Source organism: Chitinophaga rhizophila (assembly GCF_019492185.1).
In the GTDB taxonomy this organism is placed as follows: domain Bacteria; phylum Bacteroidota; class Bacteroidia; order Chitinophagales; family Chitinophagaceae; genus Chitinophaga; species Chitinophaga rhizophila.
Genome location: NZ_JAICCF010000004.1, coordinates 851,831 through 867,965, shown reverse-complemented (window position 1 = coordinate 867,965; position 16,135 = coordinate 851,831). Strand labels below are relative to the sequence as shown.

3 protein-coding genes are annotated in these 16,135 nt (G+C 46.8%); all 3 read left to right on the top strand.

The window, feature by feature from the left end; genetic code table 11:
* The first annotated feature begins 13 nt into the window (after positions 1-13).
* The 3 genes from K1Y79_RS22995 to asnB are packed head-to-tail and all read left to right on the top strand — an operon-like array spanning position 14 to position 16,132.
* The gene (locus tag K1Y79_RS22995; RefSeq protein ID WP_220252545.1) at positions 14-2,425 is read left to right on the top strand and encodes an ABC transporter permease; all 2,412 of its coding nucleotides are present in this window, start codon (positions 14-16) and stop codon (positions 2,423-2,425) included.
* A gap of 25 nt (positions 2,426-2,450) precedes the next feature.
* Positions 2,451-14,255 carry a non-ribosomal peptide synthetase gene (locus K1Y79_RS29460; protein WP_220252544.1) on the top strand — a complete coding sequence of 3,935 codons (11,805 nt, stop codon included), beginning with the start codon at positions 2,451-2,453 and terminating at the stop codon, positions 14,253-14,255.
* A 20-nt stretch (positions 14,256-14,275) separates the two neighbouring features.
* Complete coding sequence (gene asnB, locus K1Y79_RS22985; RefSeq protein WP_220252543.1) at positions 14,276-16,132, top strand: asparagine synthase (glutamine-hydrolyzing); 1,857 nt, start codon at positions 14,276-14,278, stop codon at positions 16,130-16,132.
* Positions 16,133-16,135: the final 3 nt, after the last annotated feature.

Sequence of the window (16,135 nt, the reverse complement as noted above, 5' to 3'; positions counted from 1 at the left end):
AAACTGATCACTGATGTTTAGGAGTTATCTCAAAATTGCGTGGCGCAATTTGCGTAATCATAAGTTCCATTCGTTCCTGAATATATTCGGGCTCTCGCTGGGTATCACCTGTTTTCTGCTGATCATGCTGTATGTGAACGACGAGTTCAGTTATGACAGGTTTAATCAGAAGGCAGAACGCACCTATCGTATTAATGCCGACGTTAAATTCGGAGGTGTGGAACAGCTGGTAGCGGTAGCCCCTGATCCTATCGGCCCTACGCTTAAAAGTGATTACCCGGAAGTAGAAGACTATGTACGGTTCTATACAAAAGAAGACTCCCGGTTGATCAGAAAGGGCAATGAGCTGATTAACGAGCATCGTGTTGTACATGCAGATTCTACTTTGTTTAATGTGTTCACCTTACCTGTTGTAGCTGGAAACGGTACTACGCCGCTCAATGATGCTGGCAGTGTTGTCATTACAGCTTCTATGGCAAAGAAGTATTTCGGGTCGGTGAATTGTGTGGGAGAGATCCTGGAGGCAGATGGTAAGCACTATAAGGTAACAGCTGTTATAAAGGATATTCCAGCCAATGCACATTTCAACTTTGATTTCATCTTCCCGATGTCTGAAGTGGATTATGAGTGGGGTAACTTTCTGAGCGCTAACTTCCAGACATACGTGGTACTGAAGCCAGGAGTAGACTATCTACAGTTTAATAAGAAACTGCGTCAGGTGGTGGAGAAGTATATTTTTCCGCAGGCGAAAGATATTATGCAGCTTAACAGTGCTGATCAGCTGAACCGGGGAGACAACCGGTTTGAGTTTAACTTGTTCCCGCTTACAGATATACATCTGTACTCTGACAGACAGGGAGAAATGTCTGCAAACAGTAACGTACAGTTTGTATACATCTTCCTGGCCATTGCCATATTCATTCTATTGATCGCGTGCATCAACTTCATGAACCTGTCTACGGCACGTTCTGCAGCCAGGGTAAAAGAAGTGGGCATCCGTAAGGTGCTGGGTACGGACAGAACATCACTGATATATCAGTTTCTGACAGAGTCTACCATCACCTCAATGATATCGCTGTTGTTTGCACTGCTCTTTGTAATACTCATGCTGCCTTTTTTCAACCAGCTGGCATCCAAGAGCATCTCCGTATTCAATATGTTCAATGCGAAGTTGTTGCTGACCATTCTTGCATTGCCATTCCTGATAGGTTTAGGCGCAGGTTGTTACCCGGCATTCTTTATGTCGCGCTTCCAGCCTATCAAAGTGCTAAAGGGAATGTCCGGCGCACTGAGAAAGAGTAATTTCAGAAATGTGCTTGTCATCTTCCAATTTGCTACTTCAGCAATCCTGATCATATCGACCATCGTGGTATTCCGTCAGCTGAATTTTATCCAGACGAAAGATGTCGGATTTGATAAAGAGCAGGTATTGATTATCAGCGGCTCAGTGGCACTGAATGGGAAAGAGGAATTATTCAAACAGGAAGTATTAGGTATCAATGGTGTAAAGTCAGGTACTGTTACAGGCTTTCTGCCGGTATCTACTGCACAGCGAAAAGGTTGGACCTACTGGAAGAATGCCACTATGGATCTGAACAACGGCATCAGCGTCGAAAGTTGGAATGTAGATGTGGATTATATCAAAACGCTGGGTATGCAGATTGTGAAAGGACGTGATTTCTCCAAGGAGTTTACGTCAGATTCAGGGGCGGTCATTATCAATGAAGCAATGGCCAGATCCCTGGGGTACAACGATCCCATCGGACAAAAGATTTACACTGGTGCAGCACCGGATATCGAAGAACTGAAGATCATCGGCGTGGTGAAGAACTTTAACTATGAATCACTCCGCAAGAACATAGGTCCGCTTTGCCTTACGTTGGGAAAAAATAACGGGCTGGTATCGTTCCGGCTAAGTACATCCCAGGTAGGTACAGCAGTGCGGCAGATAGAAAGCAAATGGAGGGGCAACATCGGAGATGCCCAGTTTAATTATCGCTTTCTTGACGAAGACTTTAACAGGATGTACTATGCAGAACGCCGGATGGGAAAGATAGCAGTCATCTTTGCAAGTTTGGCGATATTAATAGCCTGTATCGGACTATTTGGTCTGGCTACCTACATCGCCGAACAGCGCACCAAAGAGATCGGCGTAAGAAAGGTGTTGGGTGCTTCAGTAGGGCGTATCATCTTCCTGTTATCGGTCGATTTTCTGAGATTGGTGATTATTGCCGTAATAGTGGCAGCGCCTATCTCATATTATTTCATGAACAAATGGTTGGGCAATTTTGCATACAGAAGTGAATTTCCCTGGTGGGTGTTCCTGGTAGCTACTGTGCTATGTCTGTCAATTGCCTTCATTACCATAAGTTTTCAAACCATTAAGGTTGCCCGGCTTAACCCAGTTAAAAGTCTGAGAGCTTAACTGTGACCTTTCAAAATTGTAACCCGTGACACAAAAACTTCAAAAGTCAAATGTTGAAGACATATTTGAACTCAATATGCTTCAACAGGGGATGTTGCATCATTACCTGGCATCGCCGGACAGTAACCTGTATGCTGTCTTCTTATCCCTGCATATACATGGGGGGATAGATGTTGCTGCTTTTGAAAAAGCAGTGCAATTGGTGCAACGCAGTAATGAGGTGTTGCGGGCAGTGTTTCGCTGGGAAGGCATGGAAAAGCCGGTGCAGATCATCCTGAAAGAAGTGCAGTTACCTTTTACATATACTGTCTTATCAAACGGTACTGCGTTGGAAGCTGTCATAGCAGAAGAACATTCGAGGGTTTTTGATCTTACCAACCTCCCTGTAAGCATCTCGCTGATACAGACAGCTCCTGAACGCTATGTACTCAACATTGCACACCACCATATATTGTATGACGGCTGGAGCACAGGATTGCTGCTGAAAGAACTATTCAGCACCTATTACCAGCTGGCAGCCGGTAAGCAGCCCGTAAACCTGGTGAAAACACCGTTTAAGCAGATATTGCAGGCAGCCCGGAAGAGTAACCTGGCAGATACCCGGTTCTGGCAGCAATACCTGGCGCATTATGAGCAGGCGTCCTACTTTTTTACCAGTCAGCCATTGACTACCCGGCAGGTAGGCTTCAGGAAACATACCTCCACGATCGAGTTACAGCCATTGGATGCCTTCGCAAGGGCAAACCGGGTAAGTAAGGCAGCCTTGCTATATACTGCTTACGGGTTGTTGCTTCAGCAATATAGTGGTACCAAGGATATTGTATTCGGTACGCCACTTTCCGGTAGGGAAGCAGCTGTAAGTGGTATCGACCAGGTCATGGGTAACTTTGTGAATACAGTGCCGGTAAGAGTCGTGACCGGACAGCAGTCATTACAGGAGTTAGTGAAATCGGTGCATGATATACTGTTGAATGTGCAGGAACATGGCCACGTCTCTTACGCAGAGATCCGTCAGCTGTTAGGGCTGAAGCCCGCAGACCGGCTTTTCAATTCGCTGGTGGCAATAGAAAACTACCCATTGGATGAGGCATTGGTGGATAACAGCGCCGCACTGCAGTTAAGTCTGAATGTTGTATATGAGCAGACAGACATACCACTGGTAGTGACCTTTTTTCTGCGCAACGCCGTTACGATAGAACTGACATACAATACTGTTATCATAGGAGCGGACTATGTGCAGCTGTTCACCCGTCACCTTGAGCGGGTAATAACTGCTATATGTACAGACGGTGATAGCAGTGCTGAAACGTTTACCTTATTAGATGAAGAGGAGCAGCAACAGATTGTTCACGCTTTCAATGATACGCAGGTAGCTTATCCAGGGGGAAAAACTGTACATGCACTGTTTTGTGATCAGGTAGCCCTGACACCGCAAAGCGTAGCATTAACAGAAGGTGAAAGATCCCTGACATATAGAGAGCTGGACCTGCTCTCCGACGGAGTAGCCAGCTGGCTATACCAGCAGGAGGTAAGAATCGGAGAGGTAGTTGCTATACTGGCAGACCGTTCCGTAGACGCCATTATTGCCATGTTGGGTATTCTCAAAGCAGGAGCAGTCTTTCTGCCATTAGATCCTGTATTCCCCAAAGAGCGCATGAGTAGCATGCTGATATCAGCAAAGACCCGGATCGCATTGGTACAAGCGGCATATGCCGATGTACTGCAGGAGGAAGTGCATCAGATGGATATCGAAGAAGCAGCGAAAACTGTGGCAGTTTCTTTTGGAGACACCCTTTCGGCAACAGATCCCGCTTATGTGATGTACACCTCTGGTTCAACCGGCCGTCCTAAGGGGGTACTGGTCAGCCATCGGAACATTGTCCGGTTGGTGAAGGAAACTAACTATGTGCCATTAAATGGAGAGACACGCATACTACAGACAGGAGCGCCGGCATTTGATGCCATCACCTTTGAAATATGGGGAGTATTGCTGAATGGAGGCCGGTTATTTATTATACCAAGAGAGCATATACTGGATACTGACCTGTTAGGACAGGCAATTGCTGCCTATAACGTTAATACGCTCTGGATGACCTCCGGATTGCTATATCAGCATATTCAGGCCGACGTGGGCATATTTACCTCATTGCAGTATATCATTACGGGTGGAGATGTGCTGAAGACAAGGTTTGTCAATGAGCTGAGAGATGCCCATCCCGGGTTGGTATTGTTAAATGCGTATGGTCCGACGGAGAATACCACTTTCTCTACCACATTCCCTGTAAATGCGTCCTATCAGCATGACACACTGCCAATTGGTCGTGCTATCAATAATACGACAGCTTACATTTTAGATAATACCGGTAAACTGGCGGCATTGGGTGTGCCGGGAGAGTTGTACCTGGGAGGGGATGGAGTAGCGATCGGCTACTTACATGATCCTGAGCTGACAGCTGCAAAATTTGTAGCGAATCCCTTTGTACAGGGAGATCGTCTTTACAGAACGGGAGACCTTTGCCGTTGGCTGCCTGATGGTAACCTTATGTTCCTGGGACGTGCGGATAACCAGGTAAAGATCCGAGGTAACCGGGTGGAACCTGGTGAGGTGGAATATGTATTACAGCAATACCCTGCTATCGAGCAGGCAATTGTTGTAGCCCTTGAGGAGGGAGATGGTAAATACCTCGCAGCTTACTATGTGGCCGGTGAAGAACTGTCAACAACGGGACTGCAGGAATATTTGTCGGCATCATTACCCGAGTATATGGTGCCAGCCGCCTTTATGCAACTGTCTCAGCTGCCTTTGAATGCGAACGGTAAAGTGGATAAGCACGCGTTGCCGTTACCACAGTTAGTCAGCAGCCGTCAGTACGTTGCGCCGTCAAATGAGGTGGAAGCAACCCTGCAGACGATATGGGCTGCGCTGCTGAAGAGGGATCCTGAAACAATCAGTACAACAGATAACTTTTTTGAGCTGGGTGGTCATTCGCTCAATGCCACTTTGCTGATGAACAGAATGTTCAAAGCATTCCAGGTCAAAGTCTCAATAAATGACATATTCAGCAAGCCGACTATCAGGTTGCTGGCAGAACAGATCAATACAGCGACCCGCATTACTTATGCTGCGATAGACAAAGTACCGGATGCACCATATTATCCGCTATCGGCAGCGCAGCGCCGGTTGTTTTTCCTGTATGAGTTTGACCGTTTCTCCCTGGCTTATAATATGTTCCAGGCATTTCGGGTGAAGGGCAGGTTGGACAGAGAACGACTGGAAGATGCTTTTCGTGGTCTGTTGCAGCGCCATGAGAGTCTGCGCACAACGTTTATGTTGGTGGATGGTATACCCATGCAGCAGGTCTCGGCTAATGTTCCATTTGAGATTGTAACATTTAATACGACATCAGCTATTCATACTTTCAGAAAGCCTTTTATACTGGAGGAAGCTCCGTTAATAAGGGTGGGGCTGATCAGCACTGATGAGGATACACATCTGTTGCTGGTAGACATGCATCACATCGTAAATGACGGCGTATCACTGGCTGTCATTATCCGTGACCTGATCCGGTTATACAATAAGGAAGTGCTGCTACCGCTGAAATTGCAGTACAGGGACTATGCAGTCTGGCAGCAATCGCCTGCGCAGGCATCAATAGTGGCGACACAGAATAGTTTCTGGCTGAAAGAATATGAAACGTTACCAGGGCTTTTAAACCTCCCTGCCGACTATCCACGCCCGAAGATCAGAACCCATGAAGGTAAAATTGCTGCCTTTGAGATAGACCGCGAAATAACGGATAAGCTGAAGGCTTTGGCAGAGAAAGAGAGCGCTACGTTGTATATGCTACTCTTTGCTGCTTGTAGTGTCTGGTTGGGCAGGCTTGCAGGACAGGAAGATTTTGTGATAGGTACACCGGTATCCGGTAGGGTACATGCAGATCTGGAAGGGATGATCGGCATGTTCGTGAACACATTGCCGGTAAGATGTCAGCCAAAAGGTGAACAGTCATTCAGCGCATTCCTGTCGGTAACAAAACACAAGATGCTGGCTTGCTTTGAAAACCAGCTATTCCCGTATGAAGATCTCATCGAGCAGTTACGGATAGAACGGGATGCCAGCAGGAACCCTTTGTTTGATGTAGTATTCGCATTTGAAAACTTTGATACGCCAGTCCTTGAACTGCCAGGTCTGACCTTCACACCGGTCGATAATGAGCAGGTAGTGGCTAAGTTTGATATTACATTAACAGGAAAGGCAGTAGCAGATCACCTGTCTTTTTCACTGGAATATAACAGTGATTTATTCTCTGCCGTAACCATTGAAAGGTTCATCGCTTACTTCAAAAACTTATTATCAGAGATAACGATCGCTCCCGAAAGGCAGGTATTGACCTTTGATATGCTGTCTACTTCGCAGCGGGAGCAATTACTTCATGCATTTAATAATACCAGTGTTCCATACCCGAGTAATAGTACGTTGCATGAGCAGTTTGAAGCGCAGGTAAGACTGACGCCAGACAATATTGCACTGACAGCAAACGGTTGCGATATTACGTTCCATGAACTGAATAGCCGTGCTGACAGGATCGCCAGGGTATTAAGTAGTTATCACCCTGAACCTGGAGAAAGGATCGGGATCGTCGCAGTGAAAACGATTGATACAATAGCTGCAATGCTGGGTACACTTAAAGCAGGATGTGCTTATCTGACCATTGACCCTGACTTTCCGGCTAATCGCATTGCACATATGCTGTCAACCGGTAATGTGCGGTTGTTTATGGCAGAAGAGGCAGATAATTTGCCGTTGCCCGCAGGATTGATAGTACTGAATCCTGGTCAGCTGCCTGAAATTGCTGCTGACGTTCAAAAACTATCAACAGGAGGAGAAAGTCTTGCTTGTGTGTTATTCACGTCCGGCTCTACCGGATTACCTAAAGGTGTGGCGGTAACACATCGTAACATTCTGCGGATGGTGAAGAACGACGTAGATTGCTACATCGACGAAAATACCAGGTTGCTGGTGACGTCAGCATTCACCTTTGATATTATCAACTATGATATCTGGGCATGTCTGCTGAATGGCGCTAGGCTCTTCCTTGCAAACAAATCAGTGGTATTGGATACCTACGAACTAGGAACGCTGATGGCGAAGGAGCGGATCAACTTTATGTGGCTGACCTCCTCGCTTTTCAACCAGCATATGCAGGTGGATCCCAATATATTCGCACCACTCGGCTACCTGATGGTAGGAGGTGACGTAGTAAGTCCGCAGTTTGCCAACGAAGTAAGACGTTTACATCCCGGACTACGCCTTATCAATGCATACGGTCCGACGGAAAACGGCACATTTTCTACTAAGTTCCTGATAAATGAAGACGCAGTATATACAGTTCCTATCGGTAAACCGGTTAGCAACTCGACCGTCTATGTCTTAAGCAAGTACGGCAGGTTGCAGGGTGTTGGTATTCCGGGAGAGATTTTCGTTGGCGGGGATGGCGTGGCAGCAGGATATCTGAATGATCCTGAAAAGACGAGCGAAAAGTTCATACCTCATCCTTTTATAGCAAATGAACGGGTGTACCAGACCGGAGATATCGGTTACTGGCGCGCCGATGGTATATTGATATTCTCAGGCAGGGCAGACAATCAGGTCAAGATCCGTGGAAACAGGATAGAGCTGGGAGAGATTGAAACAGCGCTGTTAGCATATGAGCACATTACCAATGCAATCGTTCAATGCCGGGTACACAATGACAATAAGTACCTGGTAGCGTACTACCTAGCGCCGCAGGAGCTAGCTGCTGACCTGCTGAGGACGCACTTGTCCGAAACACTACCGGAATATATGATACCAGCGGCATTTGTGCACCTGGAGCATATTCCACTCACTAATAACGGGAAGGCAGATCTACGTGCGCTGCCTGAACCAGTATTCAGCGGACAAGCCTACCAGGCACCCGGCACCATGCAGGAGCAGTTGCTGGCAGGCATATGGGAGAAGGTATTAGGGGTATCACCGGTAGGAGTAACAGATAATTACTTTTCTTTAGGCGGGGATAGTATCAGGTCTATTCAGATTATCTCCAGGGTACGGGCAGCAGGTTACGAGCTGTCAGTAAAAGACATCTTTGTTAACCAGACGATTGACAGACTGGCAACGCAGCTGAAAGTCCTGAAGACTTCAGCCGAGCAGGGATTAGTAACCGGGCAATCGCAGCTGACGCCTGTACAACGACATTGTTTCTTTGGGCGTTCAATAGCCGAAAGGGCACACTATAATCAGTCTGTGATGCTCCATTTCCCCGAAGGCATTTCAGCAGAGCTTGTACAGCAGATCTTTGGATACCTGCAACTGCATCACGATGCTTTGCGTATGGTAGTTCAGGAGACAGCTGATGGGCTGCTACTAACTAATAAACCGGCAGATCATTCCGTATCATTGACAGTGCATACTGCGTATACAGAAGATGCCTGCACTGCCATACAGGGAAGTATTAACCTGGTCGAAGGTCCACTGATGAAATTGGGACTTTTCCAGATTGCAGACGGAAGCCATCTGCTGATTGCCATCCATCACCTGGTGATCGATGGAGTATCCTGGCGCATACTACTTGACGATATTGCCACCTTACATACACAGGCACAGCAGCGTCAGCCATTTTCTCTGCCTGCTAAAACAATGCCTTTCCTTCATTGGTCTGCACAGCTCAAAGAATATACAGGCAGTGTTGCGCATAGGCTGGCGTGCGCATACTGGCAGCAGCACCAGTTGAAAGGATTAATAAAGCGTGATAGGCCTGCAGGTACTAATCGCGGAATAGATGTACAGCAGGTACGTTGCTCATTAAATAAGGCACTTACCCATCAGTTGCTGAGGGAGGTAACCGACACTTTCAGAACCTCCGTAGAGGAGATCTTATTGACAGCTTTCGCAACAGCACTTGCCGGGTACTACAAGCAGGAACATGTGTGCATTGATATGGAAGGGCATGGTAGAGAAGAAGTGGCAGGTGGCGCAGCGGTGAGTCGCACAGTAGGATGGTTTACCAGCATCTACCCGGTAGTACTGAAAATGAATGGAGCGACCTGGAGTGACAGATTGCGGTATGTGAAAGAAACATTACGTAACATTCCCAATAAAGGAATTGACTACCTGTTGTGTAAGCCAATTGATGCAGATACCGCAGGCATCAGTTTTAACTACCTGGGACAGTTTGAAAGCGACTATCAGCTTTCGCCACTGTCTGACGGACTGAAGGTAAACCCACTTGCAACCCGCGATTATGATTGGGATGTAACAGGTATCATCATCAATGATGCACTCGAGATCAGTATGTCCTACAGTGCTGACCAATACCTGGAAACGACAATGAAGACCTTACTGCAACAATTTGAGTCAGATCTCCTGTCAGTTATCAGTTATTGTCTTGATAAGGCACATACAGCCCTTAGTCCGTCAGATCTTACCTACCGTGGTCTGCCTATGGAAACGCTGGATGTGTTGCAGTCACAATATCACCTGCAGGATGTGTACCCACTGTCGCCAATGCAGGAAGGTATGCTCTTCCATACATTATACGACGGACAGGACGATCCCTACTACCAGCAAATCAGTTATACCGTACATGGGCCGCTGGAGATTGACAAAGTTGCGCAGACAATGAAATCGCTGATACAGCGGTATGATATCCTCCGCACAATCTTCCTGCATGAAGGAGACATGCCGGGTTTGCAGCTGGTACTTAAAGAACAGGCACCGGATTTTGTCTATCTGGATGCCAGGGAAGAAGGTGCAACTGCTGTTGACCGGTATAAGGTGCAGGATAAGCAGCGAAAGTTTGCGCTTGATCAGGATGTGTTATTACGACTGGCAGTAGCACATACAGCTCCCGATACATATACTTTCATCTGGAGTTTTCATCATATAGTGATGGATGGATGGTGTATGGGCTTACTGATAGGAGATTTTAAAGAATTATATGAAGCCGCCGTCAACGGTCGCAAGCCGGTGTTAGAGCCGGTACGTCCTTATGCGGACTATATCAGATGGCTACAGGACCGCGACCCTCAGGAAGGGTTATCCTACTGGAGCCAGTATCTGGCTGGATATCAACTTGCCGCAGGGTTGCCCGGGAAGGTAGAAAGTGTAGTGCCGGCAAAAAAGGTGTCCCGGATAATGGAGTTACCCCAACCACTGGTGGGTACATTGAATGAAGTATCGGTGAAGTACGGTGTAAGCGTCTATACCGTTTTCCAGTGTGTCTGGGGATTGTTACTGCAGACTTATAACGATTGGGACGATGTGGTATTCGGATCTGTAGTATCCGGCCGCCCGGCAGAGGTAGCAGGAATTGAATCCATGCTGGGACTGTTTATTAATACAGTGCCGGTACGTATACATACCTCCGGCGAGGAACGCGTGAGTGATGTCTTTCAGCGTATTCAGCGGGAACTGCTCGATAGCGAGCCATATCATTACAATATGCTGCCGGATATACAGAGCCGCAGCGAGTCCGGCCGTCAGCTGCTGAATCATATTCTGATATATGAGAACTACCCGGTGTCAGCCGGCCTGGGAGATAATATCAGCAATATGGAGGTCTTTGAACAGACGAATTATGATTTATCCATAGTTATTGTACCTGGAACACCATTTACTATTCGATTCGATTATAACAGCGGTATTTATAGCGAGCAGCTTATCGGCCAGGTGATGATGCATCTTGAGCAGCTGATGACCGCAGTGGTCAGTGATCCATCCCTGCAAGTGAAAGAGCTATCGCTGCCAACCGATCTGGGTAAGTATAACAATACAGCTAAGGCATTTGAAGAGGAGCTGTCTATCATTGCCTTGTTTGATCAGCAGGTAGCCAGAACACCTGATGCTATAGCGATAGAGCACGAAGGAAAGGCGATAAGTTATGCAACATTGCAGTCTCTGTCTAATAGTATAGCCGCAGCCTTATCAACAGCTGGTATTCAAGAGGGAGACCTGGTAGGTGTGTTACTGGACCGCGAACCAGGATTTGTGTACGGTGTGTTGGGCATTCTCCGGCTGGGGGCTGCTTATATACCCGTGGATACCACCTATCCGTTAGGCAGAATAGCTGGCATATTTACAGATGGACAAGTGAAAGCCGTGATAACCCGTGAGGCCTATGCCGGTCAATGTGAAGGTTTCCTGGTACTCGTCCTGGAAGATCTTGCCATGGATAGCACGGCAGTACAGCCTGTGCTTGCAGGAGGGGACCGGCTGGCATATATGATATATACATCCGGCTCTACGGGTGTACCGAAAGGAGTAATGATCTCTCATCGGTCACTGGTGAACTACATCACCTGGGCAGCAGGGCTATATATCAAATCAAGTCCGGCGGTATTTGCATTGTATACCTCCGTGTCTTTTGATCTGACGATTACAAGTTTATTTACGCCATTAGTTACAGGTGGTCGTTTATTGCTGTACAGCAGTCATGATCCTTTATTGCTGGAAGAAGTGATAAAAGATGCACGTCTGACTGTTCTGAAAATGACACCATCGCATCTGAAGTTATTATCAGAGATATCAATACCTGCGGGCCACTCGCTGGAGACGCTGATAGTAGGTGGGGAGCAGCTGGAAAGCCGGGTAGCTGCGGCAGTATACAACCAGTTTGAGGGTCGGGTATCAATTTATAATGAGTATGGTCCGACGGAAGCAACTGTAGGCTGTATGTACTACATATACCAGCCGTCAGACGAGTATGTCAATGTACCCATAGGCTACCCTGCCGCCAATACACAGATCTACTTGCTGGACCGCTATCAACGCCCGGTACCAGCAGGAGCTGTAGGTGAATTGTACATAGGAGGTGCGGGTGTAGCCCAGGGCTATTATGGCAAAGCATCACTGACAGCGGAAGTATTCATACCAAATCCGTTTATGCCCGGCACATTGATGTACCGGAGTAAGGATACGGGGATCTATGATGCAGGTTGTGGTCTGCTGTTCACGGGGCGTAGTGATAGTCAGCTGAAAATCCGCGGATACCGGATAGAACCCGGTGAGATCGTACACCATGTATGTCAGCATGCCGGGATCCGTGAGGCGGTTGTGTTGGAACGTCATCAGCAACTGGTATGTTATTATGTATCGGAAGAAGCATGTGACATCACACTGGGTGAGGTATTACCAGCATATATGATCCCGTCCCATTATGTGCATCTGGGTTCGTTACCGCTGACAAGTAATGGTAAGCTGGATACAGGAGCGTTACCAGACCCTGTTGGAGGTATGGATGCATATGAATCACCGGCCGCAGGTACTGCACAGCAGCTGGCAGATATCTGGGCAGACGTACTGAAGATCGAGGTGTCTTCTATCAGTGCCAAGGCTAACTTCTTCACACTGGGAGGTCATTCTATCAGGGCAATGCGCCTGATGAATCTTGTACGCCGTCATTTTAATAGTAATATCACGCTACGGGATGTATTTGCAAACAGCGTGTTAGCTGATATGGCCGCATTTATCGAGCGCCAGCAGTCCCTGACAGGACTGCAGCTGATTAAAGCAGGTGTAAGGGATTTCTACCCGGCATCAGCAGCACAGGAAAGAATGTATTACCAGCAGCTGTTAAATCCTGCTAACCTGGGATTCAATATTGGCGTGGTATTCAGACTGACAGCCGCGGTAGACCTCGAAAGATTGCACCAGGCGTTTGGCTTGTTGCTGCAAAGGCATACAGCACTTAGAACCTATTTCCAGTTAGGTGAAGATGGACTTGCACAGTATGTACACCAAGACATGACAGGCGAAACGCTCTTGGCGGAAACCGTAAATGCTTCTTCGCTGGAAGAACGCTGGCACCAATTTATTGTACCCTTCGATCTGGGCAGGGCACCATTGATGCGTTACGCGATATGGCAGGAGTATCTGCTCATTGATGTACACCATATTATCTCCGATGGTATTTCTCTTAATATACTGATCCGCGACTTCCGTGATCTCTACCAGGGGAAAACGCCTGCGCCGGTAGCATATAATTATCTCGACTATTGCAGCAGCATCACAGACCTGGATAAGGAGAAAGCACGGCACTATTGGGAACAGCAGTTGTCGGGTGAGCTACCCAGACTGGATCTGCCCGTTATGCAGCAGCGCAATTTCCCGGAAGTACATCCGGCCGCCATTACAACACTAGGTATACAGGAAGAAAAGTACAGGCAGTTACAGCAGTATGCGGTATCAACTAACACCTCAGCATATGTTCTCCTGTTGTCTGCTTACTATATACTGCTACATAAACTTTGTGGTAATACTTCTCTCATTGTGGGTATAGATGCTGCTGGCAGGAGCCATGATGCGTTACAGGACATAGTTGGCACGTTCGTGAACATTCTTCCATTAAAAGTAAACATCAGCGAAGGGCAGTCAGTTCGTTCCTTCCTGACCGAAGTCAAAGATTGTATGCTGGATGCACTTGATCATCAGGAGTATCAGTTCGACGAGATCGTGGCTCTGGTAGACGAGGATGAGCGGGATGGCCGTAACCCGGTATTTGATGTGCATTTTGCTTTCGCCAATACACTGGATAGCGACAAAGAACTGGGGGAAATAGGTTTTGTTCCGGTATTGACAAGGCAGCATGATACAACTCAGTACGAGTTCAAAGTAGAGGTGTCGGAAAAAGAGAACGGCTTATCCATAGCTTTTATCTACAGCACTTTACTATACGAAGCAGACATGATAGAGATGTTTGCAGGTTACTACCAGCATATTATGGCAGCAATCATAAATAACGACGAAATGTCCATTGACAATATCCGGCTTGAAACAGCTGTAAATGTATAAATCACTAAACGCTATTTAATATGTGTGGTATTTGCGGCTATGTCAGATTTAAGGAGCAGACAACAGGATATAATGAACAGGTAATCCGTGATATGAACAAGCAATTACTTCATCGCGGACCTGATAGTCAGACTGTACATCAGTTTGACAATGTTGCGCTTGGTTTTACCCGTTTAAGTATCATCGGACTGGATAATGGCATGCAGCCGATCTTTAATGAAGATGAAAGTGTGGTACTGTTGTGTAATGGAGAGATATTTAATTACATCGAGCTCCGGCAAAGTTTGCGGGAGAAAGGACACCGTTTTCGTACCGCTTCAGATGTAGAAGTGATTGTACATCTGTATGAAGAGCAGGGAATGACATTTCTCAATGAACTGAACGGACAGTTTGCTTTTGCACTATATGATAAAAAGAGGAAGACCTTGTTTTGTGCCCGGGACCATATGGGTATTATTCCCTTCTTCTACACTGTGCAGCGGGATACATTCATCTTCGCCTCAGAGATCAAAGCTATTTTACAACATCCGCTTGTAACACCGCGTGTGGACCTTACTGGTCTGGATCAGGTGTTCACCTTTCCGGGGCTGATTAGTCCGAGGACGACGTTTAAAGATATTTTCAGTTTGGAGAACGGCCATTACCTGAGTGTAACGCATGATGGTGTGGTAACTGATAACGAATACTGGGACCTGATATTCCCGGAAGAGGGACAGATGGAAGAGCAGTCGCCGTCCTATTATATTAACAGGCTGGAAGAACTGTTTGAAAACGCCGTCAGGTTACGCCTCCGGGCAGATGTGCCGTATGGGTTGTATTTAAGTGGCGGACTGGATTCTTCTATGATTGCCATGAAAGTGCATCAGCTGGATGCCACCGCTTCAAAGCAGGTATTTTCGATTGACTTTGTAGATGCACGCCTTTCAGAGACATTATATCAGCAACTGGTTGCCAAGCAAATGCAGGCAAATATCAACAGAAAAACATTCTTTTTTGAAGATATCAGTGAGCGCTTGCAACAGGCAGTCTATCACTCCGAATGCCCGGTTAAGGAATCTTATAATACCGCTTCCTTGTCATTATCGGCCGCTGTTAGAAACAGGGATATTAAGGTGATTCTTTCGGGAGAAGGAGCGGACGAACTATTTGCCGGTTATGTGGGTTACCGCTTCGATAAAATCAGGTCCATGGCGGGTTCCGGCCAGGATGTAAGCCCAGTCGAAGCTGCGTGGCGCGATCAGGTGTGGGGTGACCCGACGTATTTTTACGAAACGAATTTCGAGGCTTTATGTGAGCAAAAGAAGCAGTTATACTCCGGTGATATTGCAGCAGAATTTGATGAGATTAACTGTCTCAGGCACTTCGTTATTAATAAAAACCGGATAGCCGGGAGGGACATATTAAACAAAAGAGCATATATCGACTACAAGCTCCGTTTGGTAGATCATCTGGTGGCTGATCATGGTGATCGTATGGCAATGGCCAATTCTGTAGAAGTCAGATACCCGTTCCTCGACAAGGATTTTGTGGCTTTTGCCGCAACGGTACCCTCGTCGCTGAAACTGTATGAGCTGGAGGAGAAATATATCCTTAAAAAGATGGGTAGCAGGTTTATACCAAAAGAGATAGTAGAAAGAGAGAAGTTTGGTTTTACAGCGCCGGGAAGTCCTTATTTGCTTAGAAGAAACATCGAATTTATTCAGGATACACTTTCGTTTGACAGAATAAAACAGCAGGGCATTTTCAATCCACAGACCATTGAAATGCTCAAGCAGCAATATTCAGCAGACGGGTTTACAATTAATGCTCCTTTTGAAAATGATGTACTGATGACGGTGCTGACGTTTGGTATTCTTCAGGAGCAATATTTTAACTAACTA